A 25,713-nucleotide genomic window follows, 5' to 3' on the forward strand; every position below is an offset into this window, starting at 1 on the left:
CGGCCCGGGTGCTCGCCCGCATCCCGGCGGCGTTCCGCAACGTGCCGAGCCAGCCGCGGGTGCGCACCTTCGAGCCGGATTTGGAGGTCGAGTACTCGTCCGTCAGCGGCCGTCTGGCTCAGTCCCAGATCGCGGGCCTCGCCGTGGTGTCCACCGCTCGGGACCTGGTCGTGCTCGACGATGACGGCGTGATCGAACGGTTCGCCGTCGCGGTGCAGCCCGAGGGAGTCGACGTGGACGGTCCGGACGGATCGTTCTCGTTCGTCCCCGTCCCGACGTTCGTCGATCCGGCCGACATCATCGCCGAGGGCTCGCTGCTGGCTCCCATGCCGGCGGCGGTCGTGACCGTCGCCGTCACCGAGGGCCAGCAGGTCGCGAAGGGCGATGTCGTCGTCGTCCTCGAGGCGATGAAGATGCAGCACACCATCACCGCACCGACCGACGGGATCGTCGCCCAGCTGGGCGTCACCGCAGGCGCGCAGGTCGAGTCCGGCACCGTACTTGCCGTCATCGAACCAGTCACCCACCACGAGGAGGATCCGGCATGAGCACCTTCACCGAGACGACCGAACGCCAGGAGCTGCGCAAGGCCGTGGCCGCCCTCGGCGCCAAGTACGGTCGCGACTACTTCGAGAAGGCGGCCGCCGAAGGCCGCAAGACCACCGAGCTGTGGACCGAGGCCGGAGCCCTGGGCTATCTCGGGGTGGCGGTGCCGGAGGAGTACGGCGGAGGCGGAGGCGACATCGGCGATCTCGCCGCGGTCTGCGAGGAGCTGGCGGCCGCCGGGAGCCCGCTGCTGCTGATGGTCGTCTCGCCGGCCATCGTCGGCACGATCATCGCCCAGTACGGCACCGAGGAGCAGAAGAAGGCGCTCCTGCCCGGTCTTGCCGACGGCACCTCGACCTTCGCGTTCTCCATCACCGAGCCGGACGCTGGATCGAACTCGCACCAGATCACCACGACGGCGACCCGCGACGGTGACGAGTGGGTGCTCAACGGCACCAAAACCTACATCTCGGGCGTCGACGAGGCCAGCCACGTGCTCGTCGTGTCTCGCACCGCAGATCACAAGACCGGCAACCTGAAACCAGCCCTGTTCCTGGTGCGGACCGATTCTGCCGGGTTCAGCCACCACGAGATCGACATGGGCATCGTGTCGCCGGAGAAGCAGTTCACCCTCTTCTTCGACGACGTGCGGGTGCCGGCCGATGCGCTGATCGGCAGCGAAGACGCCGGCATCGACCAGCTGTTCGCCGGGCTGAACCCCGAGCGCATCATGGGTGCTTCGTTCGCGCTGGGCAGCGCTCGCCTGGCGTTGACCAAGGCCACTGAGTACGCCCAGCAGCGGCAGGTCTGGAAGACCCCGATCGGCGGACACCAGGCGATCGCGCATCCGCTCGCGCAGTCGTACATCGAGATCGAGATGGCCCGCCTCATGACACAGAAGGCCGCAGCTCTCTATGCGGCCGGAGATGCCATGAAGGCGGGCGAGGCCGCCAACATGGCCAAGTACGCTGCGGGTGAGGCCGTCTGCAACGCCGTGGACCGAGCCATCCAGACCCACGGCGGAAACGGCCTGGCCACCGAGTACGGCCTCGTGCAGATGCTGGCTGGCTCGCGGCTGTCCCGGATCGCACCGGTCAGCAAGGAGATGGTGCTCAACTTCATCGCCCAGTTCTCGCTGAACCTGCCGAAGTCCTATTGAGTCCCTGAGGAGATCACCATGACCGAGCTGGTGCACCTGGCGGTAGCTGGCGGCGTCGCCACGATCACGCTCGACAGCGAGCACAACCGCAATGCGCTGAGCAAGCAGCTGGTCACCGAACTCGTGGCTCATCTGCATGCGGCGGAGTCCGATGACGCCGTCCGGGTCGTGCTGATCCGCGCGGCGAACACGGTCTTCTGCTCTGGTGCCGACCTCTCCGAGGCCGCCGACGGTGGCATGGAGGACGGTGCGCGGTCGTTGATCGCGTTGCAGCGTCAGATCGCGACGTCCTCGCGGCCCGTCGTCGTCGAGCTGGGCGGACCCGTGCGGGCCGGCGGCCTGGGCATCGTGGGTGCCGCCGACATCGTGATCGCCGCAGAGTCGGTCTCATTCGCGCTCACCGAGGTGCGGCTGGCACTGGCTCCGGCGGTCATCAGCGTCACGCTGCTGGAACGCTTCACCTCACGGGCGGCGGCTGATCTGTTCCTCACCGGGCGCACCTTCAGCGCCGCAGAGGCGGTGGCGGCTGGCCTGATCACCCGGGTGGTTCCCGACGCAAACCTTGACGCCAGCGTCGCGGACCTGCTCGCCGATCTCGCCCAGGGCTACCCGCAGGGCCTGCGCGAGACGAAGGCGCTGCTCAATCACGACCTGGTGCAGCGCATCGACGCCTGGGGCGAGACGCGCGCAGCCCAGTCAGCCGCCCTGTTCGGCAGCGCCGAGGCGCGCGAGGCCATGCTCGCCTTCCTCAACCGCCGCAAGGGTTGACCGGCTTCAGCGCACCCGAATCGTGCGTGTGGCGGGCCCGATGTGCCGGGATCCCGGGTACGCGATGCGCAGCCGGCGGCCGTCCCGATGGGAGCCGTCTTGGTCTTCGCGCGCGGTCAACAACGTCACGGTGGCTCGTCCATCGGTCAGCGGCAGTTGGGTGCTGAACTGATCGGTGCTGATGGTGACGGTTCCCTCGCCCGGGAGACCTGTGGAGCGATCGATGACCTCGACCTCCACCCGGACCTTCCTGCGCTTGACGGCGATCTCGGCATCGATGGCCACTCGACCTGTGAGTGTCACATCGATGTCCGCCACCGCGCCGTCGTCGGTCGGTTCCAGCACGGTCGCACTGGCGGCGTCGTCGCCGCCATGCCAGCTGTCGATGAAGTCGCCGTCAATCGTGTCGCGCGCACCGAGTCGGTAGGCACCGCCGGCAGCCACTCCGTCGACGACATATCGGCCCCGGCGGCCGGTGATCGTGGTCCCCACCACCTGGTCGTCGGCATCGACCACGACGACCCTGACGCCGCTGAGACCGCGGCCACGCGTGCTGACCACGTGACCGCTGATCACGACCGCACCGGTCGCCGCCAGTGTCGCCTCGTCCGCGCTCTCGGTGCTGGCCGGATCTTCCTCGGCTGGCCCGACCGGCGGCGCCGCCATGTACAGCGTGCGCGCGCGCCGCGGCCGAGTCAGTGAGCGATCAGACGGTCCGCCCCCCTCGGCGGTGTCAGCCGTGCCAGTCTCGTCACGGGGGGATGGCGGCGAGACGACCGGAGGGGGTTCGGGTGCGAGGGAGGGTTCGGAGCCCCAGCCCAGCAGGCGTCGACGGCGACGCTGCACCGGGGGTCGCCGCTGGCTTGTGGGGTCATCGGCGGGAACCGGCGAGGAGGACTCGCCGTCATCATCGGAGGGCTCTCCGATGGTCGCGTCGGTCTCGTCGACGAACGAGGCGGCGGTCGGGATGCCAGGACCCGCGATCGAGACGCGCGCGTGACGGTCCGGCTCGGGATCGCCGGAGCCGGCCGGACGGTGGATGACGGGACTCATCTCAGATCTCACTTCCCGGTACGTACCGAATCCGAGGCCGCGAATTCCCAGGGTGGCCGGGATCTGGCGCGCGTCCGGCGAATCGGAGGGGAACACGACAGCGGGATGATCGCTGCGGTGTCGGGGCGGAGGCTCGGAGTTCGATCGCATGCCTCACGCCTCCTGGACCGTACGCTCTGCGGGGAATCCGGGGCCGGGCCACCGCGTCCGTGCGATGGATCGTCGCGTTCGGCACGCCTCGGACGTCGTCGATCCAGTATGCGGGGAGCGGCGGATGTCGTCGCGGAGGCGGAGGCGTGTCGTCAGTCATGGTGAGGGTCGGAAGAGAGAGGGTGAAAGTTCGGTCAGACTACCGCGATTCGTCCAAGGGACGGATCAGGCAGCGACCGCACCCGGCCGACGCCTACACTGGTGAGTTCTCCCGATCAGCAGTCGTCCAGGGGCCCGGGGGTGAAGGAGTGGGGTGAGTTCGCAGAACAGTTCATCGGATCCGCGCAGCGAGGTGCGCGCGGAGATCGCTGCCGAGCAGCGGTACGTCGATACCGTGCATGAGCGGCTCGAGGCGTCGGCTGAAGTGGCCAGGTCCCTCGTGAAGGAGGGCATGGCTCGCGGCCACGTCGGCAACGAGGGTGGCTTGGTCGAGCGTGACGCCATGGTCTACCAAGCGTCACGACGTCTGTCTGCGCTGCACGCAGCCCACGACGGACTGGTGTTCGGTCGCCTGTCGATGCTCGACGGCGACTCGCGATACATCGGTCGGATCGGGGTGCGTGACGCCGATCGGGAGATCTTGTTGATCGACTGGCGCGCCCCAGCTGCCTCCCTGTTCTACCAGGCCACGGCGCAGGAGCCGGCCGGTGTGGTGCGCCGGCGAGTGCTGCGCTGCTCGGGTGCCACCGTCGTCGGGGTCGAGGACGATCTGCTGGACGCCGACAACGCTCCTGACGATCTCGTCGTCGTCGGAGAAGGCGCTCTGCTGGCCAGCCTGAGCCGTGCCCGCGACTCCACGATGCACTCAGTGGTGGCGACGATTCAAAAAGAGCAGGACGAAGCGATCCGGGCTCCGATCCGTGGAGTCACCACCATTGGTGGCGGGCCGGGCACCGGCAAGACCGTCGTGGCACTGCATCGAGCCGCGTACCTCTTGTACTCCGACCGACGTCGCTTCGAGTCCGGCGGCGTCTTGGTGGTCGGCCCGTCGTCGGTGTTCATGAACTACATCGAACGGGTGCTGCCGAGCCTCGGCGAGACCAGTGTGACGCTGCGATCGCTCGGCGAGGTGGTCGATGGGCTGCACGCCGCGCGCCATGACGATGCCGTCGCGGCATCGGCCAAGGGCTCGTCGCGGATGGTCAAGCTGCTGACCCGCGCGGCGTCCGCCCCGGCGCCGGATGCGCCTTCGCACTTCCGCTTCTTCTACAAGGACGACGTCCTGGTGCTCGACGCCCCTGGACTCGACCGGTTGCGCCACCAGCTGCTGTCCGGGTCGCGCCGCAATCAGGCATACGCCCGCGTGCCAGCTGCGGTGGCGACCGCGTTGTGGCGCCAGGTGTCGGGTGAACGCGCCCTGGAAAAGGGCGAGGAAGCCTTCGTCGATGAGCTCACCACCGACGACCGCTTCGTCGATTTCGTCGAGGACTGGTGGCCGGTGGTCGACGCCGTGGGCGTGTGGCGCACGTTGCCAGCGTTGGTTGACCGCTTCGGTGGCGGGTTCAGCGAGGTGGAGAAGCAGGCTCTCCGGGCGTCCTGGAAGTCTGGAGATCCGAGCATCGAGGACGTCCCACTGATTGACGAGCTGCGTTACCTGATCGGCGAGGAGCCGGAGCCGGACTCCGACGATGGCGACGCGCCCAAGCAGCTGATGAGCTTCGAGCGGCGCGAGCGCGAAGATCGCGACGAGCGCGTCCGCACGAGCACCAGCACCGAGGATGACGGCTTCGCGCACATCTTGATCGACGAGGCGCAGGATCTTTCGCCGATGCAGTGGCGCATGGTCGGCCGGCGCGGCCGGTACGCCAGCTGGACCATCGTGGGCGACCAGGCCCAGTCGTCGTGGCCGCATCCGCTCGAGGCGGCCGCCGCCCGGGCGACGGCTCTGGAGGGCAAGCCCGAGCACGCTTTTCGGCTCTCGACCAACTACCGCAACTCTGCGGAGATCTACGAGCTGGCGGCGAGCGTCGCGGGTCACGCGATCGAGAACGCCGATCTCGCCGAGGCCGTTCGACGGACAGGACACCGGCCGGAGCATCGCGTGGTGGCAGCCGCTGAGCTCGATGCGGCGCTGATGGCGGAGGCACGTCAGATGCTTCAGGAGGTCGAGGGCTCCGTCGCCTTGGTGAGCCCCCGCTCGCGGGTGGAGGCGATCAGCGCCCTTGCAGGTGACCTCGACGACCGGCTGCGCGTGCTCGACGGCCTCGACACCAAGGGGCTGGAGTTCGATGCCGTGGTGGTCATCGAACCTGACGAGATCATCAACGAATCCGAGACGGGCTGGCGCACCCTGTACGTCGTGCTGACCCGCGCCACGCAGCTGCTCACCACGGTCGGCACGAGCGATCGCTGGCAGCGAGAGCTGGAATGAAGTCGCTCCTGCAGGCGTTTCTGCTGGTCGTGCTGGGGGTGGGCATCGCGATCCCTGTCGCGGCGTCGACCTTCCTCAACGGTGAGCGCGAGGTCGTCATCGGGGCCCACGACGCCGTGGTCTCGCCCACCGTGAGCGGGTACGCCGTGCTCGACTTCGGGCCGTTGCTGCCCCGTCTGCGACTGCCTGCGGACGCTCCGGCTGATCTGGGCGTCACCATCCGACTCGGTGAGGCCGACGTCAGCAGCCTCGAGCAGCTGGTGGCGCGCGACGCCATCATCGCGAGCCAGCCGGAGGGCGAGATCGCGGCGGTGCGGTCGGCAGTCGTGTCGCTCGCGGTCGACGCGATACTGCGCGGCATCGGCTTCGGGGTGCTGGCCATGCTGCTGACGGTCCTCAGCTGGCGGGCGGCCGGGCCTGCACGACGGCGGGAGATCGCCGCCGCACTGCGCCGACCGAGTCGCCGCGTCCAGATGGGTGCTGTCGCCACGGCGCTGGTCACGGTCGCTGCCCTCGCCCTGGTCGGAGCGCCCGACCGTCCGCGGCCGGTGCCCACCGTCTGGCAGCCGATCCGCACGGTGTTTCCCGCCCTCCCTGACGACGAGGTGCTCAGAACCCTCGAGGTCTCCGACGGAGCGTCCACCGCCGGCAGCCGGGCGATCGTCGAGGGCGCCCTGTCGACCTACCGCGAGTCGCTGGCGTTCTACGGCCAGCTCGCGATCAGTGCCGCGACGGTCGACGTCCGCAGCGCCGGCGACGGCGAGACGACGGCGCTGGTGGTCACCGACCGGCACGACAACATCAGCATGGACCCCGTGGCCCGAGCGATTGCGGACCGCGCCGGCGCGCGCCTGTTGATCGACCTCGGCGACGACACCTCCACCGGCGCGTCATGGGAATCGTTCAGCATCAACTCGCTGGCTCGCGAGTTCGAGGGATTCGACGTCGTCGCCGTGGCCGGCAACCACGACTCCGGCACCTCGGTGGTCGACCAGATGAAGGACAAGGGTTTCACCGTCCTCGACGGTACGCCGACGACGGTCGCTGGCATCCGGTTCATCGGGGGCAGCGATCCGCGCAGCTCAGGGCTGACGGCTGGCTACAACGGCAACGAGCCGGACAACATCTCGGCCATTCGGCTGCAGGACCAGGCCCTGACCGAAGCGGCCTGCGCGGACGGGCGCACGACCGTGGCTGCCATCCACAGCGCCGCATCGGGACGCGATCTGTCCCGCTCGGGGTGCGTCGACCTGGTGTTGTCGGGGCACCTGCACCGTCAGGTCGGCCCGACAGAAGTCGTCGCCGGGAAAGCCGATTCCAGCGACACTGCTGCGTCCGATGGTCGCGTCACCACGACTCTCAGCACGGGTTCCACCGGCGGAGCTGTCTACGCCTTCGCCCTGGGCAGCAAGCTGCGCCGTCAGGCCCAGGTCACGATCGTCACGTTCGCCGAGGGGCGTCCGATCGGGCTCCAGCCGGTCAGCTTCAATCCCGGCGGCATCATCGAGGTCGCCGAGTACACGCCGTTGACGCTGTCGCCGGACCAGCGCTAGCCGGTCGGCACTACCCCGTGGGGGCGAAACGCTTGGCGGACCGCTCGCGGGCCTTGGCCGCTTCCTCCGCGCGGTTCTTGGGCGGCGCGCCGGTGACGAGGTCCTCCAGCAGGTGACCGGTCACGTGGGCGATCTCGGCCACGGCGCGGTCGAAGACCTCTTGATTGGCCTTCGACGGCTTCGTGGTCCCGGCGATCTTGCGCACATACTGCAGTGCGGCGGCCTGCACCTCGTCGTCGGTCGCGGCGGGCTCGAAATTGTGGAGGGTTCGAATGTTGCGGCACATCTGTCCAGAGTAGATCCGGGCAGGGAGTCGGCACCAGCGGTCAGCTGCAGCGCGCCACGATCAGTCGCGCGTAGACCTCAGCGCACCGGACGACCTCGTCGATGGACACCGACTCATCGATGGAGTGCGCCTGACTGATGTCGCCGGGGCCGTACTGCAGCGTGGGGATGCCGGCTGCCGCGTACTGGCGGAGGTCGGAGCCGTACGGTGCTCCGGACACGTCGGCCGCTCCCGAACCGCTGGCTGCCACGATGCCGCTGACCTCGTCGGCCAGGCGATCGCCCTCCGGGAGCCGGCCGGCAGCAAATCTGCCGCCGGGCCAGGTCACGGTCGGAGCGGCGTGCTTGAGCCAGGGATGCTGGGCTGCGGCGGCGGCAACAGTTCGCTCGAAGATGGCTTCGGCATCCGCGAAGGACTCCCCGGGCATCACGCCAAAGCGACCTTCGGCCACGAGGCGGTCCGGCACGGTGCTCGACCAGTCGCCGGCCGTGACCATGCCCACGCTCAGCGGCCACGGATTGACGTCGAAGGGCTTCGGCGGCTTGGCGTTACGGTGCGCGCTCAGCTCCAGCAGAGCGCGGTGGACGTGCTCGAAAGCCGTGATGGCGCTGTGCCCGTGCTGCGGCATCGAACCGTGGGTGGCCTGGCCGCCGATCTCGAGACGGAAGGTGAGCGAGCCGGCGTTCGCCGTGACGATGCGATGCGCGGTGGGTTCAGCGATGACGCACGCATCACCGCGGTGGCCGCGCAGCAGGGTGGCGAACGTGCCCAGCCCGCCGTCCTCCTCGCCGATCACGGTGTGCACGGCAAAGGGTCGTGCCAACGGTTCATCTGCGACGGCGCGCGCGGCGGCGATGATGGCGACGACGCCACCTTTCATGTCGCACACGCCCCGACCGAACCAGCGGCCATCGTGCTCGCGGACGTGCCATGGGTCGGCGTTCGTCCAGTCCTCGGGTTCGCCAGCCGGCACGACGTCGACGTGGCCATTGAGCACGAGTGCCGGTTGACCGGGACCGGAGACACCGACACATCCCCAGGCCTCTTCCCGGTCGACCTCCTCGCCGGGAAAGTCCGGCCGCGCCCGCAGCTCATCCAGGTCCAGACGCCAGTGGTCGACCTCCAGTCCAAGACCGGCGAGGGTCGCGGCGGTCCATCGCTGTGCCCAGACCTCAGCGTCCGTTCCGCCGGTGCTGGGGATGCTGACCAGCTGCGCCAGGTCGCGGCGGATCAGGTCGACGTCGATGTCCATGGGGTCAGTCTGTCAGCGGGGTCACAGGCCTGCTCAGGGCATCGATCCACTGCGCTCGTAGTAGGCTCCAGCCATGACAGCCCGGCACCTCCTCGCGTGGTGGCACCACCTGTAACGGTGGCCTGTCGACTTCTGCCCAGACCGCCATCACTGGCCGGATCTGGGCACTGTTGTCTCTGCCGGTCGTCACCCTCAAGGAAATCGATGCCCCACCTCCACGACGTGCTCGCCCAACCGGCGTTCGCCCTGATCCGGGTGGGCGACTCCGACACCGTCACGCTGCTCGGAGGCGAACGCACCGACATCGAGCAGCTGGCTGACATCTCGTTGTCGACCACCGGTGAGGGGCCAGGCTGGGACAGCCTCGTGCTGGTGCCGTTCGCCCAGGCGCGAGAGCGTGGCTTCGAGGCGCACCAGGACGGCACGCCTCTCACGGTCATCGCCGCGGATGTCCGGGCCGAGCTGCCGCTCAGGGACGTGCTGGCCCAGCTGCCGGACGCGCCGATCGAGTTCGTCGACCGTGGCGGCTTCGAGACCTCGGATGCCGACTACGCCGGCCTGGTGCGCCAGGTCATCGACCACGAGATCGGCAACGGTGAGGGCGCCAACCTGGTCATCGGCCGCAAGTATCGGGCCCAGGTGGCCGACTGGGGTCACGACCGCGCGCTCACCGTCTTTCGTCGCCTCCTGGAGCGTGAGCGCGGAGCGTTCTGGACGTTCTGCATCTTCACCGGCGACCGCTACCTGATCGGCGCGAGCCCAGAACGGCACGTCAGCGTCGACGCCGGGCAGGTCCGCATGAACCCGATCAGCGGCACGTTCCGAGTGCGCGGCCACCAGACGTACGCGGCGCGCAAGGCAGCCCTGCTGGAGTTCCTGGCCGACGAGAAAGAGATCTACGAGCTCTTCATGGTCGTCGATGAAGAGCTGAAGATGATGTGCGACATCTGTCACGAGGGCGGCATGGTGCTCGGCCCGTATCTCAAACCGATGACGCACGTGGTGCACACCGAGTACCTGCTGGCTGGTCGCACGGATCGCGACGTGCGAGCCGTGCTGCGCGACTCGATGTTCGCTGCCACCGTCACCGGCAGCCCCGTGGAGAACGCGTGCCGGCTGATCAAGCAGTACGAGCCCGAGGGGCGAGGCTACTACGCGTCGATCGCCGCGCTGATCGGCCGCGACGCCGACGGGCTGCCCAAAGCCGATGCGCCCATCCTCATCCGCACGGCCGATGTCGGCCTCGACGGCTCACTGACCGTGACCGCCGGCGCGACGCTGGTGCGCGACTCCGACGCGGGCTACGAGACCGCCGAGACGTGGGCCAAGGCTGGCGGCATCCTCAGCGCATTCGGCTTGGTCGATGCTGCGACGGAGCCACCGGAGGGCTTCGACTCGATCACACGGGAGGACGAGGTGCTGATCGCCCTCGGGTCCCGCAACCAGCGCCTGAGTCAGTTCTGGCTGAGCGATCAGTCCGGCGCTGCTCCGGTGCACTCGCTGGTGGGCCAACGCGTGGTCGTGCTCGACGGTGAGGACGACTTCGTCAACATGTTGTCGCACGTCTTCGGGGTGCTGGGCATGGCGACCGACGTGGTTCGCCACGACGAGTACTCCCCCGGCGCACTGGATGGCTACGACCTCGTGGTCGTAGGTCCAGGCCCCGGCGATCCCCGCGACGTCGACGACCCCAAGATGGCGGTTCTGCATGGCGTGGTGCGCTCTCTGCTCGACACCGGGCGGCCGTTCCTCGCGGTCTGCTTGGGCCACCAGACGTTGTGCCATCAGCTGGGCCTGGATGTCGTGTTCAAGGACATCGTGTTCCAGGGGACGCAGAGCCGGTTGCCGGTGCTGGATCGCGAGGAGACCGTCGGCTTCTACAACACCTTCGTGGCGCGTGAACCTGTTGCAGGGCTTCCAGCCGGCGTGACGGTGCAGACCGACGCAGAGACCGGCGACGTCCACCTGATCGCAGGACCGCACTACCGGGGCGTGCAGTTCCACGCCGAATCAATCCTGACGCACGGTGGATTCGGCATCCTGCGCGACCTGGTCAGCGACCTGATCGGCTCACCGGCCACGACGCCGGACGTCGGCCAGCACTAGGAAGTCATCGCACCGGGGGCAGCAGCGTTCGGTGGGACGGGGGCACGCCGGCGCAGACGGGTGACCGCCACGCCGATCAAGCACAGCGCGCCGCCGAGGAAGGCGAGCGTGGCAGGGACCTCGTCGAGCACGGCCCAGGAGATGAGCGTCGCGAGGACCGGCACGAGGTACGTCGACGAGGCGACCTGCCCCGCGCTGAGCCGCCTGATCGCGTAGGCCCAGGTGGAGAAGCCGATCGCGGTCGGGAAGATGCCGAGATAGATCAGCCACGCGAGATCCGCACCGCTGGCCGATCCCACTTCGCGCACCAGCGCGGGTGCGAACGGCAGACACAGCACCGCACCGACGACACACCCCAGCCACACCGAGGTCGCCGAGGTCAGCACCGCCAGCGTGGGTTTTTGAGCCAGCGCGCCGATGGCGTAGCAGACGGCGGCGAGCAGGCACAGCAGCACGCCTGTCGTGCTGGCTGAGTCCACCGCGGTTGAGTCCGCGCGGGTCGACACCCCGATCAGGAGGACTCCAGCGAACGCGATGCCCATGCCGATCATGAGGGGCTTGGGGAATCCTTCGCGGTACAGGACGCCGGCGAGAACGGCGATGAGGACGGGTCCGGTGTTGATGATCAGGGCGGTGGTACCAGCGTCGAGGTCACGCTCCGCGGCGTTGAGGGCCACGTTGTAGATGCCGAACCACGTGACGCCGTAGAGGATCACCAGACCGAGCGTCCGCCCCTGCGGCATCGTCGAGAGGCGGGGCCGGGCGACGATGGCCAGCGCCACCGCACCGACGAGCAGGCGGCCCAGGCTCATCGCTCCGGGGGAGAAGCTGTCCGCCGCGGCGCGGATGCCGACGAACGCCGAAGCCCACAGGACAACGGTGACCAGCAGGGCCGGCACGGAGAGATCGCGATCCTTCACGTGCTGACGCTAGTGGTTCAGGCCACCGTTCGTCGCGCGGGTTTCGGTCACCGACGTGGCTCGTCGTGTGAAGTCGGCTCTCAGCTGGCGTCCTGGTCCGAACCGAGCGTCACGTCGACGGTCTTGGTGGTTCCGTCGCGCTGGTACGTGACCTTGATCGTCTCTCCGGGCTGGTAGGCGCGGATCGATGCGACGAGCGCGTCCGACGTGGCCACAGCGTGGCCGTTGACGGCCGTGATGATGTCGCCCTTCTTCAGGCCAGCCTTGGATCCGGCGCTACCGGGGTTGACGGTGTTCACCTCAGCGCCGATGCCGGTGATGTCGTCGCCCGAGACTGCCCCTCGCACCGACACGCCGATCTGGGCATGTTCGACCTTGCCGCCGGCGATCAGCTGCTTGGAGATGTTCTTGGCCAGGTCGATCGGGATGGCGAATCCAAGGCCGATTGATCCGGCCTGACCCGACACAGAGGTGCCCGCGCGAATGGCGGAGTTGATGCCGATGACATTGCCCGCCAGATCGACGAGCGGGCCGCCGGAGTTGCCCGGGTTGATGGCAGCGTCGGTCTGCACGGCCGGGAACACCGTCGGGGTGTCGGAGCTGGTGCCGTCGGAGGAGGTGACCGGACGGTTCAGCGCCGACACGATGCCGGTCGTCACGGTGCTCTCGAGGCCGAACGGCGAGCCGATCGCGACGACTTCCTGGCCGACCTGGAGATCGGCTGATGCGCCCAGTGTGGCGGGGGCGAGCCCGGTCTTGTTCTTGGCCTTGATGACCGCGATGTCGGTCAACGGGTCGCGGCCCACGATCTCGGCCTCGGTGTTGGTGCCGTCACTGAATGCCACCGTGATGGTGCCGCCCTTGGCGGCCACGGCAACCACGTGGTTGTTGGTCAGGATCTGGCCGTCACTGCTCACGATGATGCCGGTGCCTGAGCCGCTCTCGCTGGTTCCCTTGACGTTGATCTGCACGACCGAGGGCAACACCTTGGCGGCAACCTTCTCGACCGCGCCAGCGTCCAGACGCGTCGGAGTGGCGTTGCCAGAGTCCAACGAGCTCGACGTGACGCCGGTCGTGCCGCCATCGTTCAGGCGGTCCTGCAGATATGAGCCACCGTATCCAGCGCCGCCGGCCAGCGCGACCAGCGCGACAGCGGACACGAGCGTGCGGCCGCGCTTGCTGCGAGGTGCCGCAGCTGGCGTGGCAGGCGCGGCAGGAGTCCCCATGGGGGAGCTGTAGGAGTCGAGGCCGATCGTCGGCTCGTCGTCGGCCGGGTGCTGCCTGGTGGCGTACTCGTGCGCCGTCGGATAGCTGTTCGCGTAGGCCTCGGTACCCGGGATCACGGGATCGGTCGAGGCCGAGCCCGTGTCATCGTCCAGGCTGTGTGTCTCGGTTGGCCCGGCGGTCGACGCGTCCGTCTGCTCGGGCTCGCGCGGCGTCAGATCGGTATCGGCGGCTGGCTGGTCCGCGGTCGAGGTCTCGTCCGTGGCGTCAGGAGTCTCGTCGGTGCGCGCAGGGGGCGGGACGTACGGGCGGGCAGCGAAGGGATCGTGCGGTTCAGTCATGTTCATAGATTGTCCTCCATCACTGAGTCGCCGCTGAGAGGGACGTGTGAGCACGTCAAGAACCCCCGGGATTGCAGTTCGGAACTGTGGTGCCCAGGTGGCTCAGATGGTGGGCGCGGCTGGCATCGTGAGGGTGAACGTGGTGCCTTTGCCCAATGTGGACGACACCTCGGCGGTGCCTCCGTGGCGTTCGGCCGAGCGCTTGACGATCGACAGACCCAGTCCAGATCCGGGCAGGGTGCGAGCCTCCTGCGATCGATAGAAGCGGTCGAAGATGTGCGGCAGATCGGCCGGCTCGATGCCGGGACCCTCGTCCGCCACCGTGAGCGTGCCGTCGGTGAGTGTCACGCGGACCGTGCCGCCCGGCGGGCTCCACTTGGCGGCGTTGTCGAGCAAATTGGTGACCGCCCGCTCGAGCAGCTGGGCCTCGCCGACCACCATCCACGGCTCCGTGTGCGCCACGAAGTCCACTTCCAGGGCACGCAGCCGCACCCGAGACACAGCCAGGGTCACCACGTCGGCCAGGTCGAGCGGCTCGGGATTGCGCCGGACCGGCTCGTCGCGGGCGAGCTCGACCAGATCGCCGACCAACGTGGTGAGCTCCTCGAGCTGGGCTCTGACGTCGCCCATGATCTCGGCGCGTTCCTCCTCGGTCAGAGAGCGACCGCCCTGGCCTGTTGCTTGGCCCATCAGCTCGATGTTGGTGCGCAGGCTGGTCAACGGCGTGCGCAACTCATGCCCCGCATCGGCGATCAGCTGTCGTTCGCGGGTCTGTGACGCGTCGAGGGCCGTGAGCATCGCATTGAACGACGTGGTCAGGCGGGCCAGCTCGTCGGTGCCCGTGACCGTGATGGGGGTGAGGTCGGCGGTGCGGGCAACGCGCTCGGTCGCGGCGGTCAGACGGCGCACGGGGCGCAGGCCGTTGGCGGCCACGGCCCAACCAGCCAGGCCGGCCAGAGCGACGCCGATCGCACTGGTCAGCAGGAGGATGATCTGCAGACGTTTCAGCGCCATGTCGATCGACTCCATCGACTGCGCCATCACCAAGGCCTCGCCGCGACCGGAGCGCACCGCCACGACGCGGTACGGCGTGTCCTTGAGCATCGCGGTGCGAATCGACTGGGTCGTCTGCCCCAGCGACACCTCACGCTCGGGCAGTCCGATGAACTGGATCGGGAAGTTGCTGACGGCCGGAGTTCCCAGCAGGACGCCGCGGCCCGAGCGCAGCACGATCACCTTGATGTCGGTGAGCGCGAGCGCGCCAGGGTCAGCGCCGCCGGCGAACAGGCTGCCGAGATCGGCCGTCACGCCGGCCTGGGCGCGGCGGACCATCGAGTCGTCCAGCGAGCTCTGGAACTCAGATCGCACCGTGACGTAGATCGTGGCGCTGACCAGTGTCAGCGTCGCGGCCACCGCAGCCGTCGTGAGCACAGCGACCCGCAGCGCCAGTGTCATGCGCGACGTGAAGAACCGCAGGATGCGCAGCGAGTGCTCACGACCGTCGCGCACGGGATGCACCAGATCGGGTCGTTGCAGCTTCACGACGTCGGCTTCACGGAGGAGTCTCGCGCAGGACGTATCCGACGCCGCGCACCGTGTGGATCAGTCGGCTCTCGCCCTCGGCCTCCAGCTTGCGGCGCACGTAGCCCACGTACACCTCGAGAGAGTTCGCGGTGGTGGGGAAGTCGAACCCCCAGACCTCCTCGAGAATGAAGGTGCGCTCAAGAACTCGCTTGGGCCGTTGCAGGAACAACTCGAGCAGGGCGAACTCGGTGCGGGTCAGGGACAGCGACCGATCGCCGCGGGTGACGTCGCGGGTGCTGGGGTCGAGGGTCAGGTCGGCGAACGCCAGTGGTTCCTCATCGGCGTCGTCCAACGAGGCCCGCGCGGATCGGCGCAACAACGACCGCAGCCGAGCCAGCAGTTCCTCCAGCGCAAAGGGCTTGGTCAGGTAGTCGTCCGCTCCGGCGTCCAGTCCGTCGACACGGTCCGAGACCGCGTCGCGAGCCGTGAGCACCAAGATGGGGACGTCATTGCCAGCCGCGCGGAGAGCGCGCGTGGCCTCGAGGCCGTCCAGTCGCGGCATCATGACATCCATGATGATGGCGTCTGGCGCCACGCGCGGGACGACGGCCAGGGCTTCAGCACCGTCGGACGCAAGGTCGACGGCGTAGCCGTTGAACTCCAGGGAACGTCGGAGCGAGTCGCGCACGGCCCGATCGTCGTCGACCACCAGGATTCGCATGTCTCCCAGTGTGCCGGTAATGCCTGAGGGATTGCTGAACCGGCGATCAAGAATGTGGTGACGCTAGACCGGCTTCAAGGGTGTGCGTGGCGGATCTGGGGCGATCACCGTGACGGGCTGGCCGGCGCTGACGTCACCACCACGCTCCACCACCGCCATCACCCCGGCCCTCCGGTCGGCGATCGAGCCGTCGGCGCGGAGGAGCACCGCCTTGAGCAGGCCGGGTCGGATCGCGCCTGACGCGCGACCGGTGCTGGACCAACGTCCCGGCGTGCGCATCGCCGAGGACCCCCATCCCGGCGACGAGCGTGATCGACTCGGCTGGAATCTTGCTGAATGGGTGCAGCGCGTCGCGGCTGACAGCGGTGACACGAGGCGTGCTCATCGTCCCTCCCCTCCGGTGCAGTCGTTCTTGTCAGACCTCGAGCAGGGCCCGGGCCGCTGCGGCGGCGCGCCCGCCGTAGCTGCCGCCAAACATCACGGCGTGCACGAGCAGGGGATGCAGCTGATGCAGTCCTACGCGATCGTTCCAGCCGTCGGCCAGCGGGGCGGCTTCCTCGTAGGCGTCAAGGATCCGCTGCAGGTGCGGGATGCCGAACAGTGACAGCATCGCCAGATCCGTTTCACGATGACCGCCGTGGGCCGCCGCATCGATCATCCAGATGTTGGTGTCACCACCCCACACGACGTTGCCGGACCACAGGTCGCCGTGAATGCGGGACGGCGGCTCGGCCGGACCGGCAAGATCGTGGATGCGGTGCATGGCCTGCTCGATGGTGGCGGCGTCGTGCGGCTGCAACGCCCCCCGGTCGACGGCTGCGCGCACGTACGGCATGACCCGGCGGGAAGCGTAGAAATCCGGCCACGTGGGCAGTGGACGGTTGGGCAGCGGCGCCAGTCCGATGAATCCGTCGACGTCGGCGCCGAAATTCTCCGACCCGGCAGCGTGGGTGATCGCCAGTGCGCGGCCGAACTTCTCGGCGGCATCGGTGTTGGGACGTACCGGCTCGATCCACTCCAGGATCAGGCAGTCGTCGGCGTGGGCGAGGACCTCGGGCACGGGGGCTCCGCCGGCGTCACCCAGCCAGCGCAGGCTGGCCGCCTCACGGTCGAAGAACCCCTCAGGAGCCTGGGGGCGGGTCTTGATGACGGCCCCGCGGCCGTCGGTGAGGCGTAGGCGCGTCACGGTGCAGATGTCACCGCCGGCGACGGGCGTCGTGGAGACGATGCCGACACCGAGCAGTGCTTCCGCCCGAGCGGCGGTTCCTGCCATGCGCGCCATGACCCAGAACCTACCGCCTCGCTCAGTGTGAGGGGGAGTCGATCAGGTCAGGCAGTCGTTGGACGAGACCATCCACGGTCCGCTCGATCATCGTCAGCACGAGCCGGAACCCATCTGGGCCCCCGTACCAGGGGTCAGGCACCTGGTCGTCATCTGCGGTCGCCTCGGGATCGAAGTCGCGGAAGAGGCGCACCTGGGCCCGCTGCTGGACGGTCGGCGCCAGGTCGACCATGTCGGCATGATTGCTGGCGTCCATGGCCAGCAGCAGGTCGTGCTCGGCGAACCAGTCGGCCGTGAAGGTACGGGCGCGGTGGCGGGTGGGGTCGTATCCCGCATCACGCAGAGCGACGGCAGCGCGCGGGTCCATCGGCTCGCCGGCGTGCCATCCGCCGGTGCCAGCCGAGGCCACCTCGACCCGGCCGGCGAGACCGGCTTGCTCGAGCCGATGTTCCAGAACGACCTGGGCGGTCGGAGAACGACAGATGTTGCCAAGACAGACGACGGCGATGCGGTACACGGTCACCGGCGGGACGCGAAGAGCGAACCGACGACCGTCTGGCTGATCGAGATCACGATCGAGGCCACGACGGCCCAGCCGAATCCATTGATCATGAAGCTCAGGTCGAAGGCGTCGGTGATGGCTTCGGTGAGCAGGAGCAGCAGTGCGTTGATCACCAGGAGGGCGAGTCCGAGCGTGATGATGATGAACGGAATTGACAGCGCCTTGACGATCGGGGCGATGAAGGCATTGATGATCGTGAAGACCAGCCCGACTCCCAGAATGCCGAGGATGCGGCCGAACGTGGTGGCGCCGCTGTCGCCGATGGCCATGTTGTCGCCCAGCAACCACGCCGCGACAGCGAGGGCGACGCTGCTGACCAACCAGGTCGAGAGAAAACGTTCCATGCGCCGATTGTGGCACCCCGCGATGCCGATCCCGTCAGGTCACGGCTGCGGCAGCAGGTCTGGCTCGACCGTGCGAGCCGTCTGGGCGAGCACGATGCCGGCCAGCACAGCCACCACGCCGAGGACCTGAAGTCCGTTGAGCGACTCGCGGAACCAGCCCCAGCCCAGCACGTTGGCGATCACGGGCTCGAGCATCGCGATCACGGTGACGACCGTGGCGGGCAGGTGCTGCAGAGCCAGCAGCTGCAAGAAGAAGGGGACCACGGTGCCGAGCACGACGACCGCCGCCACCGCGATCCACGGGTTGACCGACCAGCCGTCGAGGCGACCGAGCATGGTGGTGCGCGAGTCGAGCTCAGGGACTGTCCAGAGCGGCTGCGCGAGGTTCATCACCACCGTGGCGACGACGAACGCCCACAAGATCACGCGCAGGGGATCGGTGGTGCCGACGTTGTGCTCACCCAGCAGGAAGTAGGTCGCGAACGAGACAGCGGCGAGCAGTCCCATGACGACTCCGAGGCCGTCGAAGGCGAGGCCGGTCCAGACCTGTCCCACGACAGCAAGCCCGCCAAGAGCAAGAGCGACCGCCAGCCACATGCGTTGGTGCACCGCTTCCTTGCGCGCGAAACGGACCCAGAGGATGACGAGCACGGGAGCGAGGTACTCCAACAACAAGGCGATGCCGAGGGGGAGTCGAGTGATCGCAATGTTGTAGGTCAGCTGAAGGGCGGCCACGCCGACAAGGCCGAGTGCCACGACCAGCATCAGCGAGGAACCGGTGGGCGGGCGCAGGGCCGATCGCCTGATGCACAGCGCCGTCAGCATGAACACCGCTGTGGCTCCTGTGATGCGTAGCGTGGTGAACGTCTCGGGCGTCAGTCCCGAACCCATGGCGACGCGGGAGACGCCACCGTTCAGGCCGAACAGCACAGCACCAGCGACCACCATCAGGTAGCCGAGTCGGGGTCGGGTCGTCATCACCCCGGGATTCTGTCACCCCGGCACCCGGGGCGAGCTGCACGCTGGACGCGAATGGAGTCTGGGCCGTCGAACCGGTAGCCTGACCTCAGGTGTGATGCCCGTCACGCCTGTGCCAGACATGAGGATCCGCCACCCCTGGATTCAGTGCCTGGCGCCTGCTGACTTCGGCTCGCGGCGATCCCGCGGACCGGCGATGGAAGAGGGAATGCATGAGTGCACCCACCGCGAGCCCGATGACCACCGACCCGTCCAGTCCGGACCATCTCGTCCAGCTGTTGACGCCTCACGGGGAGCGTGTCCAGCACCCGGACTACTCCTTCGATGGTGACACCGCCGCGATCGCGTCCTTGTACCGCGATCTCGTGCTGGCTCGGCGTATCGACACCGAGGCCTTCGCCTTGCAGCGGCACGGCGAGCTGGGCCTGTGGCCGCCGGCGCTCGGCCAGGAGGCTGCGCAGATCGGCTCGGCCCGCGCGATGCGATCCCAGGACTTCGCCTTCCCCACCTACCGTGATCACGGCGTGGCCTACGCACGCGGCGTCGATCCGGCCCAGTTGCTGGGTGTTTTTCGTGGCACCGAGCTGGGCGGGTGGGATCCGGCCGAGCACGGCGTCGCCCTGCCCCAGATCATCATCGGAGCGCAGACCCTGCACGCCACCGGCTACGCCATGGGCCTGATCCTCGAAGGATCGGTCGGTACGGGCGACCCGGAGCGCGACGCCGCCACGATCGCCTACTTCGGCGATGGAGCCACCAGCCAGGGCGACGTCAACGAGGCCCTCGGGTGGGCCGCGGTGTACCACGCTCCCGTCGTCTTCTTGTGCGAGAACAACCACTTCGCCATCTCGGTGCCGTTGGCCCGCCAGACGACCATCGCCATCGCCCGTCGCGCCGACGGATTTGGTCTTCCGGGCGTCCGGGTCGACGGCAATGACGTGCTCGCGGTCCACGCCGTCACCCAGGCCGCGCTGCAGCGGGCTCGCGACGGCGAAGGTCCCACCCTCATCGAGGCGGTGACGTACCGCATGGGGGCGCACACCACGTCCGATGACCCGAATCGATACCGCGACGGCGCTGAGGTCGAGGCGTGGAAGGCCAAGGATCCGCTCGACCGAGTCCGGGCGCTGCTGGTCTCCGAGGGCTACGGCGAGGACTTCTTCGCCGAGCTCGACGCCGAGGCCGAGCGCGTCGGCACCCGGCTGCGTGAGCAGTGCGCGCAGCTGGCCCAGCCCGACCTCGCGGACCTGTTCGACCACGTGCACGCCGACACGACCGACGAAAACCGGGAGCAGCAGGCGGCCTACGTCGCCTGGCGAGACTCGTTCGAGGGGAGCCCAGCATGAGTGAAGATGGCATGAGCAAGATGTCGATGGCCAAGGCCCTCAACTCCGGCCTGCGCCGATCCATGGAGGCCAACGACAAGGTTCTCGTGATGGGGGAGGACGTCGGCCGGCTCGGCGGCGTATTCCGCGTGACCGACGGCCTGCAGAAGGACTTTGGCGACGGGCGTGTCCTCGACACTCCGCTGGCCGAGTCCGGCATCGTCGGCACCGCCATCGGTCTGACTTTTCGGGGCTTCCGGCCCGTGGTGGAGATCCAGTTCGACGGATTCGTCTACCCGGCCTACGACCAGATCGTCAGTCAGGTCGCCCGCATGCACTTCCGCAGCAAGGGCGCCGTGAAGATGCCGATGGTCATCCGCATCCCGTTCGGCGGCGGGATCGGCGCGGTCGAGCATCACTCGGACAGCCCGGAGGGACAGTTCGCTCTCACGGCTGGCCTGAAGGTCGTCTCCTGCTCGAACCCCAATGACGCCTACTGGATGATCCAGCAGGCCATCGAGTCCGACGATCCGGTCGTGTTCATGGAGCCCAAGCGCCGCTACTGGGAGAACGGTCAGGTCGATCTGGACTCGGCTCCCGGATCGCTGTGGTCCTCGCGGATCGTGCGCCCGGGCAGCGACGCGACCTTGATCGCGTACGGTCCCATGGTCACCACCTGCATGCAGTCGGCCGAAGCTGCCGCAACCGACGGTCTCGATCTGGAGGTCATCGACCTGCGCACGCTGTCCCCGCTCGACCTGGCCCCGGTGTACGAGTCGGTGCGGCGCACCGGGCACGCCGTCGTGGTGCACGAGGCGCAGCGCACCCTCGGACTCGGCGCGGAGATCGCCGCCCGCATCACTGAGGAGTGCTTCTACCATCTCGAGGCACCGGTACAGCGCGTCACCGGCTACGACATGCCGTATCCGCCCAGTCGGGTCGAGGATGATTTCCTTCCGGGCCTTGACCGCATCATCGACGCGGTCGAGACCGCTCGTGAGATCGGAGCCCACTGATGCCCCATTTCAAGCTGCCCGACGTCGGCGAAGGCTTGACCGAGGCCGAGATCATCTCGTGGAAGGTCGCTGTGGGCGATGTCGTGAAGGTCAACGACGTCCTCGTCGACATCGAGACCGCCAAGTCGATCGTCGAGCTGCCCAGCCCGTTCGCCGGTGAGATCACCGAGCTGTTGGTCGCCGAGGGAGAGACCGTCCAGGTCGGCACGCCGATCGTGGGGATCGGCACGACGGCCGACGCGCCCGCAAGTTCCGACCAGGGCGACGTCGCGGCGGAGAAGGCACCAGAACGCCAAGCCATGCTGGTCGGCTACGGACCGAGCAGCGAGGTGCCGACCCGGCGCCGGCGCACCCATGCCCGGACCGAGTCCACGGCACCTGCCCCCGTCGAGCCCTCGGCCGAGGAGCTCGTCGAGCCGTCGCTTGAAGCCCGTGTGACGACCAGGCCCATGGCTCGACCTCCCGTGCGCAAGCTGGCCAAGGATCTGGGCATCGACCTGGCATCAGTGCCCACGTCCGGTGAGATCGTCACGCGGGCCGACCTCGAGGCCTTCGCCCGGTCCCAGAGCGAGGCTGAGTCCGCGGCCGCGACCCCGTCAGCGTCGGTGACGACGCCCCCCGCCGCCAGCGATGCCGGCGACGTGCGCGTCCCCATCAAGGGTGTTCGCAAGATGACGGCCCAGGCCATGGTGGCGTCGGCGTTCACCGCACCGCACGTCACGGAGTGGGTCACGGTCGATGTGTCCGAGACGGTGCAGCTGGTCGAGAGCCTGCGCGCCGACCGCGCCTTCGCGGGCCTGAAGGTGTCGCCCACCGTGGTGATCGCCAAGGCAGTCTGTCTGGCCATGCGTCGGACTCCCGAGCTGAACTCCTCCTGGGACGAACCGGCCCAGGAGATCGTGCTGAAGGGGTCGGTCAACCTCGGCATCGCCGCGGCCACCGACCGAGGCCTGGTCGTGCCGAACATCCGGTCCGCCGACACGTTGACCATGCCGGAGCTGGCGGCGGCGCTCACCGACCTGACTGACACGGCCCGTTCTGGCCGTACTCAGCCTGCGCAGATGAGCGGTGGCACGTTCACGATCACCAACGTGGGCGTCTTCGGTGTCGACGGCGGCACCCCGATCCTGAATCCGGGCGAGGCCGGCATCCTGTGCGTCGGCGCGATCGCACGCCGGCCGTGGGTCACCGCCAACGACACGATCGAACCGCGGTGGGTCACCACGCTCGCGCTGAGCTTCGATCACCGACTGGTTGATGGCCAGCAGGGTTCGGTGTTCCTCGCCGACGTGGCTCGCATCCTGCGTGATCCTGCCTCTGCCATGTCGTTCTAGCAGGTAGGTCGCGAGGAATGCCATCCCCGTAGGCTGGGGTGGTGAGCCTGGCCGATGCCGTCCCCCGCAAGGCGTACGGGGTCTGGGGCGTCGCGCTCGCGGTGTACCTGCTGGCCGTGTTCCATCGGTCGTCGCTTGCCGTGGCGGGCCTGGTGGCAACGGATCGCTTCGACATCTCAGCCGCCCAGCTCGCGACGTTCACCACGGTTCAGCTGCTGGTCTACGCAGCCATGCAGATTCCGGTGGGCCTTCTGGTCGACCGCTTTGGCCCACGGTCGGTGCTCATCACGGGAGCGCTGACGATGACCGCTGCGCAGGTTGGTTTCGCTTTCGCCGACGCCTACCCGTTGGCGGTGGTGGCACGGGTGTTCGTCGGCATCGGCGATGCGATGACGTTCATCTGTGTGCTGCGGCTGGTGAATTCGTGGTTTCCTGCTCGGCGCATTCCGTTGGTCACGCAGCTGACGGGCGTGACCGGGCAGCTGGGGGCGGTGCTCGCCGCGGTGCCGATGACGATTGCGCTGCGTGACCTGGGCTGGACGCCGGCCTATCTGCTGTCGGCCTCGTTCGGCCTGGTGCTGACTGTCGGGCTGCTGTTCGTGGTGCGGGATGCGCCGCACGGGCGCACGGTGCGCGGCGCATCGTTGTCGCTGTCGCGGATTCGCGCGACCTTGGCGGCCTCGTGGGGGCAACCGGGCACTCGCCTGGGGTTCTGGATGCACTTCACGACCCAGTTCAGCGCCACGACGTTGGGCTTGCTGTGGGGTTACCCGTTCTTCGTGCGCGGCGAAGGATTGTCGCCGGCCGCGGCGGGCGCACTGCTGACGATCATGGTCGTGGCCTTGATGCTGGCCGGTCCGCTGCTGGCGCGCTTCATCACCCGCCACCCGTGGCACCGCTCGAGCCTGGTGATCAGCATCGTGCTGGCAATCGCCGCGATGTGGACCGTCGTGCTGGTGTGGCCCGGAAACGCCCCGATCGGGGTCTTGGTGCTGCTCGTCGTCGTGGTTGGCATCGGCGGCCCGGCCTCGATGATCGGGTTCGATCTGGCCCGTACCTCGAATCCGCCCGAGCGTCTGGCCAGCGCGACGGCCATCGTGAACCAGGCGGGGTTCGTCGCGAGCTTGATCCTGGTCATCGCGATCGGACTGATCTTGGACTGGCGCACGCCCGGAGGTAGTGCGGCCTACACGCCGTCCGGATTCCGCTGGGCGATGTCGGCACAGTACGTCCTGTGGGCGGTCGGCCTCGTGCAGCTGGTGCGGTTTCGTCGCCGCACGCGAGCCGAGCTGTTGGCGATCGACCCCGATGCTCGGGAGAACATGATCGGGCTCGCCTGAGGCTCAGACGTCGAACGTGACGCCCGTGGCGCTTTCGCTGGCGAGCCACAGGGCGTCGGCGAGAACCGGGTCGCGGGCTGTCGCGCTGGACCCGACGCGGCCGGCGTGCCCACGGGTTCCGCCGAGCCCACGCGGTCCGATGTACTCGCCGCCACTCAGGGTCGGATCGGTTGCAGCCATCAGCAACGGCCAGGCGCCGGCGTCCGCGGACTGCGCGATGACTCGGGTGACCTGGTGCATCGCTATGCCGGCCAAGGGGTTGCGGCTCATGCGCGCTCCCGTCTTGGTCAGGTTCGTCGAGGAGACGCCGGGGTGCGCCCCGACGCTGGCGACGGCGAGCCCCGCAGCCCGGGCACGACGGTCCAGCTCGAAGGCGAAGGACAGGTTGGCGAGCTTGGATTCGGCATACGACTTCCACCGGAAGTACCGTCTCGGCGAACCCTCGGTCGTCAGCGAACGCAGGTCGACGCCGCCTGCTCCCGTGTGCGCCAGCGAGCTGACGGTCACGATGCGGGCGTCGCTGCGCGCCAGCAACGGCCACAGCGTGGCGGTCCACGCGAAGTGCCCCAGGTGATTGGTACCGATCTGCAGCTCGAAGCCATCAGCCGTGGTGCGTCTGGGTGTGGCCATGATCCCCGCGTTGTTGACCAGGATGTCGATGCGGTCGAGGCGGGCGATCAGTTCGCGAGCGGCCCGACAGGTGTCCTCCAGATCGGCCAGGTCGAGGGACACGACGCGAACGGCGGCGCTGGGCGCAGCCGCCTTGATCTGATCGATGGCATCGGTGGCCCTGGCAGCATCGCGCGCCGTGACGAACAGATCGGCGCCGCGGCGTGCCAGCTCGATGGCCGTGGCGAGGCCGAGCCCACCCGTCACGCCGGTGATGACGGCACGCCGACCCGCCAGGTCAGGAATGTCGGCCACGGACCAGGTCATGGGGTGACGTTAGCGCGCGATCTCACGCAGCGGTCACGGCGTGACGGCCATGGCGTCGAGCACGGCCCGGGCGAGAGCCGGGTCGCCCTCGATCGTCACGTCGACCTCGTCGGGTGACCGCCGACCTGCGACCAGCATGGTGAACGTCTCGGTCGACATTGACAAGGTGGTGACCGGTCCGTCGATCACGTCAAGCCGCTGAGCCCGGCCGTCGTCACCGACGCGCACCGCGAGGTCGACAGGGACCTCGCCGGTCACCTTCCATCGCACCGTCGTGCCGGTCTCGGGCCTGACCCGCTTTCCGAGGACGTACGGCATGGCGAACGAGAAGGTCATGGTCACGACCTGAGCCGCGGTGGAGTCCATGCCGCCGGGCCTGCCGATGGCGCGGCGGATGTCTTGTTCGTGCACCCACATGTCGACGCACCGGTTGCGCAGCAGCAGGGCCCACGTCCAGACCACGCCGCCGGGGGTGACGGGAGCAGGCTGGTCGGGATCGTCGGGCAGGTCGGTCAGCTGCTCGGACCGCTCGGTGATCGCCGCTCGCAGCTGTGCAGTGACG

24 protein-coding genes are annotated in these 25,713 nt (G+C 68.5%); 10 read left to right on the forward strand and 14 right to left on the reverse strand.

Features of this window, described 5'->3' with window-relative positions:
* The 3 genes from WB508_RS00780 to WB508_RS00790 all read left to right on the forward strand — a co-directional run.
* Nucleotides 1-548 (forward strand): biotin/lipoyl-containing protein (locus tag WB508_RS00780; RefSeq protein WP_423842963.1); only part of this gene is annotated, 548 nt, incomplete at its 5' end.
* The gene (locus WB508_RS00785; protein ID WP_423842964.1) at nucleotides 545-1,705 is read left to right on the forward strand and encodes an acyl-CoA dehydrogenase family protein; all 1,161 of its coding nucleotides are present in this window, start codon (nucleotides 545-547) and stop codon (nucleotides 1,703-1,705) included. The genes WB508_RS00780 and WB508_RS00785, both read left to right, overlap by 4 nt.
* 18 nt (nucleotides 1,706-1,723) lie before the next feature.
* The gene (locus tag WB508_RS00790; protein ID WP_423842965.1) at nucleotides 1,724-2,473 is read left to right on the forward strand and encodes an enoyl-CoA hydratase-related protein; all 750 of its coding nucleotides are present in this window, start codon (nucleotides 1,724-1,726) and stop codon (nucleotides 2,471-2,473) included.
* A gap of 6 nt (nucleotides 2,474-2,479) precedes the next feature.
* On the opposite strand, the gene WB508_RS00795 is transcribed toward WB508_RS00790, so the two are convergent.
* The gene (locus tag WB508_RS00795; RefSeq protein WP_423842966.1) at nucleotides 2,480-3,676 is read right to left on the reverse strand and encodes a carboxypeptidase regulatory-like domain-containing protein; all 1,197 of its coding nucleotides are present in this window, start codon (nucleotides 3,674-3,676) and stop codon (nucleotides 2,480-2,482) included.
* A gap of 313 nt (nucleotides 3,677-3,989) precedes the next feature.
* On the opposite strand from WB508_RS00795, the gene WB508_RS00800 reads away from it, so the two are divergent.
* Nucleotides 3,990-6,107: a HelD family protein gene (locus WB508_RS00800; RefSeq protein ID WP_423842967.1), complete on the forward strand. Its 2,118-nt coding sequence runs from the start codon at nucleotides 3,990-3,992 to the stop codon at nucleotides 6,105-6,107.
* Nucleotides 6,104-7,660: a metallophosphoesterase family protein gene (locus WB508_RS00805; protein WP_423842968.1), complete on the forward strand. Its 1,557-nt coding sequence runs from the start codon at nucleotides 6,104-6,106 to the stop codon at nucleotides 7,658-7,660. The genes WB508_RS00800 and WB508_RS00805 overlap by 4 nt, the downstream gene beginning before the upstream one ends.
* 10 nt (nucleotides 7,661-7,670) lie before the next feature.
* On the opposite strand, the gene WB508_RS00810 is transcribed toward WB508_RS00805, so the two are convergent.
* The gene (locus WB508_RS00810) at nucleotides 7,671-7,946 is read right to left on the reverse strand and encodes a DUF2277 domain-containing protein (RefSeq protein WP_423842969.1); all 276 of its coding nucleotides are present in this window, start codon (nucleotides 7,944-7,946) and stop codon (nucleotides 7,671-7,673) included.
* 40 nt (nucleotides 7,947-7,986) lie between these two features.
* Nucleotides 7,987-9,198 (reverse strand): ArgE/DapE family deacylase, encoded by a 1,212-nt coding sequence (locus tag WB508_RS00815; RefSeq protein ID WP_423842970.1) that lies wholly within the window; start codon nucleotides 9,196-9,198, stop codon nucleotides 7,987-7,989.
* A 204-nt stretch (nucleotides 9,199-9,402) separates the two neighbouring features.
* On the opposite strand from WB508_RS00815, the gene WB508_RS00820 reads away from it, so the two are divergent.
* The gene (locus tag WB508_RS00820) at nucleotides 9,403-11,304 is read left to right on the forward strand and encodes an anthranilate synthase family protein (RefSeq protein ID WP_423842971.1); all 1,902 of its coding nucleotides are present in this window, start codon (nucleotides 9,403-9,405) and stop codon (nucleotides 11,302-11,304) included.
* Here WB508_RS00820 and WB508_RS00825 read toward each other — a convergent pair.
* The 9 genes from WB508_RS00825 to WB508_RS00865 form a co-directional block, all read right to left on the reverse strand.
* Complete coding sequence (locus WB508_RS00825; RefSeq protein ID WP_423842972.1) at nucleotides 11,301-12,224, reverse strand: DMT family transporter; 924 nt, start codon at nucleotides 12,222-12,224, stop codon at nucleotides 11,301-11,303. The two genes, WB508_RS00820 and WB508_RS00825, sit on opposite strands and share 4 nt — an antisense overlap.
* An 80-nt stretch (nucleotides 12,225-12,304) precedes the next feature.
* Nucleotides 12,305-13,789, reverse strand: a complete 1,485-nt coding sequence (locus WB508_RS00830; RefSeq protein WP_423842973.1) for a S1C family serine protease — start codon at nucleotides 13,787-13,789, stop codon at nucleotides 12,305-12,307.
* A gap of 102 nt (nucleotides 13,790-13,891) precedes the next feature.
* Nucleotides 13,892-15,331 (reverse strand): sensor histidine kinase, encoded by a 1,440-nt coding sequence (locus WB508_RS00835; RefSeq protein ID WP_423842974.1) that lies wholly within the window; start codon nucleotides 15,329-15,331, stop codon nucleotides 13,892-13,894.
* A 10-nt stretch (nucleotides 15,332-15,341) separates the two neighbouring features.
* The gene (locus WB508_RS00840) at nucleotides 15,342-16,034 is read right to left on the reverse strand and encodes a response regulator transcription factor (RefSeq protein ID WP_423842975.1); all 693 of its coding nucleotides are present in this window, start codon (nucleotides 16,032-16,034) and stop codon (nucleotides 15,342-15,344) included.
* A gap of 63 nt (nucleotides 16,035-16,097) precedes the next feature.
* Nucleotides 16,098-16,313 (reverse strand): hypothetical protein, encoded by a 216-nt coding sequence (locus WB508_RS00845; protein ID WP_423842976.1) that lies wholly within the window; start codon nucleotides 16,311-16,313, stop codon nucleotides 16,098-16,100.
* Nucleotides 16,314-16,449: 136 nt separating this feature from the next.
* Complete coding sequence (locus WB508_RS00850; RefSeq protein ID WP_423842977.1) at nucleotides 16,450-17,316, reverse strand: fructosamine kinase family protein; 867 nt, start codon at nucleotides 17,314-17,316, stop codon at nucleotides 16,450-16,452.
* A gap of 22 nt (nucleotides 17,317-17,338) precedes the next feature.
* The gene (locus tag WB508_RS00855) at nucleotides 17,339-17,839 is read right to left on the reverse strand and encodes a low molecular weight protein-tyrosine-phosphatase (protein WP_423842978.1); all 501 of its coding nucleotides are present in this window, start codon (nucleotides 17,837-17,839) and stop codon (nucleotides 17,339-17,341) included.
* Nucleotides 17,836-18,222 carry a phage holin family protein gene (locus tag WB508_RS00860; RefSeq protein WP_423842979.1) on the reverse strand — a complete coding sequence of 129 codons (387 nt, stop codon included), beginning with the start codon at nucleotides 18,220-18,222 and terminating at the stop codon, nucleotides 17,836-17,838. Before WB508_RS00860 ends, WB508_RS00855 begins: the two co-directional genes overlap by 4 nt.
* A gap of 39 nt (nucleotides 18,223-18,261) precedes the next feature.
* Nucleotides 18,262-19,200 carry an EamA family transporter gene (locus tag WB508_RS00865; protein WP_423842980.1) on the reverse strand — a complete coding sequence of 313 codons (939 nt, stop codon included), beginning with the start codon at nucleotides 19,198-19,200 and terminating at the stop codon, nucleotides 18,262-18,264.
* A gap of 212 nt (nucleotides 19,201-19,412) precedes the next feature.
* Between WB508_RS00865 and pdhA the strand changes: the two genes are divergently transcribed.
* The 4 genes from pdhA to WB508_RS00885 are packed head-to-tail and all read left to right on the forward strand — an operon-like array spanning nucleotide 19,413 to nucleotide 24,215.
* Complete coding sequence (pdhA, locus tag WB508_RS00870; RefSeq protein WP_423842981.1) at nucleotides 19,413-20,546, forward strand: pyruvate dehydrogenase (acetyl-transferring) E1 component subunit alpha; 1,134 nt, start codon at nucleotides 19,413-19,415, stop codon at nucleotides 20,544-20,546.
* A complete protein-coding gene (locus WB508_RS00875) occupies nucleotides 20,543-21,541 on the forward strand; it encodes an alpha-ketoacid dehydrogenase subunit beta (protein WP_423842982.1) in 999 nt (332 codons plus the stop codon). Before pdhA ends, WB508_RS00875 begins: the two co-directional genes overlap by 4 nt.
* Nucleotides 21,541-22,875, forward strand: coding sequence for a dihydrolipoamide acetyltransferase family protein (locus WB508_RS00880; protein WP_423842983.1), 1,335 nt, complete (start codon nucleotides 21,541-21,543; stop codon nucleotides 22,873-22,875). Before WB508_RS00875 ends, WB508_RS00880 begins: the two co-directional genes overlap by 1 nt.
* A gap of 41 nt (nucleotides 22,876-22,916) precedes the next feature.
* Nucleotides 22,917-24,215 carry an MFS transporter gene (locus WB508_RS00885; protein WP_423842984.1) on the forward strand — a complete coding sequence of 433 codons (1,299 nt, stop codon included), beginning with the start codon at nucleotides 22,917-22,919 and terminating at the stop codon, nucleotides 24,213-24,215.
* Nucleotides 24,216-24,218: 3 nt separating this feature from the next.
* Here the strand turns inward: WB508_RS00885 and WB508_RS00890 are convergent, their stop codons facing one another.
* Together WB508_RS00890 and WB508_RS00895 are read right to left on the reverse strand one after the other, a co-directional pair.
* Entirely contained in the window at nucleotides 24,219-25,151 is a 933-nt protein-coding gene (locus WB508_RS00890) for an oxidoreductase (RefSeq protein ID WP_423842985.1), read from the reverse strand.
* A gap of 33 nt (nucleotides 25,152-25,184) precedes the next feature.
* Nucleotides 25,185-25,713: maleylpyruvate isomerase N-terminal domain-containing protein (locus WB508_RS00895; RefSeq protein ID WP_423842986.1), on the reverse strand; the 529-nt coding region annotated here is incomplete at its 5' end.

Source organism: Aeromicrobium sp. (genome assembly GCF_049586495.1).
Classification (GTDB): Bacteria; Actinomycetota; Actinomycetes; order Propionibacteriales; family Nocardioidaceae; genus Aeromicrobium.

Excerpts from the sequence above, each read along its gene's own strand:
- WB508_RS00795 (WP_423842966.1), bottom strand. The coding sequence starts at position 3,676 with ATGCGATCGAACTCCGAGCCTCCGCCCCGACACCGCAGCGATCATCCC.
- WB508_RS00845 (WP_423842976.1), bottom strand. The coding sequence starts at position 16,313 with ATGCGCACGCCGGGACGTTGGTCCAGCACCGGTCGCGCGTCAGGCGCG.
- WB508_RS00820 (WP_423842971.1), top strand. The coding sequence starts at position 9,403 with ATGCCCCACCTCCACGACGTGCTCGCCCAACCGGCGTTCGCCCTGATC.
- WB508_RS00890 (WP_423842985.1), bottom strand. The coding sequence starts at position 25,151 with ATGACCTGGTCCGTGGCCGACATTCCTGACCTGGCGGGTCGGCGTGCC.
- WB508_RS00840 (WP_423842975.1), bottom strand. The coding sequence starts at position 16,034 with ATGCGAATCCTGGTGGTCGACGACGATCGGGCCGTGCGCGACTCGCTC.
- WB508_RS00785 (WP_423842964.1), top strand. The coding sequence starts at position 545 with ATGAGCACCTTCACCGAGACGACCGAACGCCAGGAGCTGCGCAAGGCC.
- WB508_RS00815 (WP_423842970.1), bottom strand. The coding sequence starts at position 9,198 with ATGGACATCGACGTCGACCTGATCCGCCGCGACCTGGCGCAGCTGGTC.
- WB508_RS00810 (WP_423842969.1), bottom strand. The coding sequence starts at position 7,946 with ATGTGCCGCAACATTCGAACCCTCCACAATTTCGAGCCCGCCGCGACC.
- WB508_RS00865 (WP_423842980.1), bottom strand. The coding sequence starts at position 19,200 with ATGACGACCCGACCCCGACTCGGCTACCTGATGGTGGTCGCTGGTGCT.
- pdhA (WP_423842981.1), top strand. The coding sequence starts at position 19,413 with ATGAGTGCACCCACCGCGAGCCCGATGACCACCGACCCGTCCAGTCCG.
- WB508_RS00790 (WP_423842965.1), top strand. The coding sequence starts at position 1,724 with ATGACCGAGCTGGTGCACCTGGCGGTAGCTGGCGGCGTCGCCACGATC.
- WB508_RS00875 (WP_423842982.1), top strand. The coding sequence starts at position 20,543 with ATGAGTGAAGATGGCATGAGCAAGATGTCGATGGCCAAGGCCCTCAAC.
- WB508_RS00805 (WP_423842968.1), top strand. The coding sequence starts at position 6,104 with ATGAAGTCGCTCCTGCAGGCGTTTCTGCTGGTCGTGCTGGGGGTGGGC.
- WB508_RS00880 (WP_423842983.1), top strand. The coding sequence starts at position 21,541 with ATGCCCCATTTCAAGCTGCCCGACGTCGGCGAAGGCTTGACCGAGGCC.
- WB508_RS00860 (WP_423842979.1), bottom strand. The coding sequence starts at position 18,222 with ATGGAACGTTTTCTCTCGACCTGGTTGGTCAGCAGCGTCGCCCTCGCT.
- WB508_RS00850 (WP_423842977.1), bottom strand. The coding sequence starts at position 17,316 with ATGGCGCGCATGGCAGGAACCGCCGCTCGGGCGGAAGCACTGCTCGGT.
- WB508_RS00830 (WP_423842973.1), bottom strand. The coding sequence starts at position 13,789 with ATGACTGAACCGCACGATCCCTTCGCTGCCCGCCCGTACGTCCCGCCC.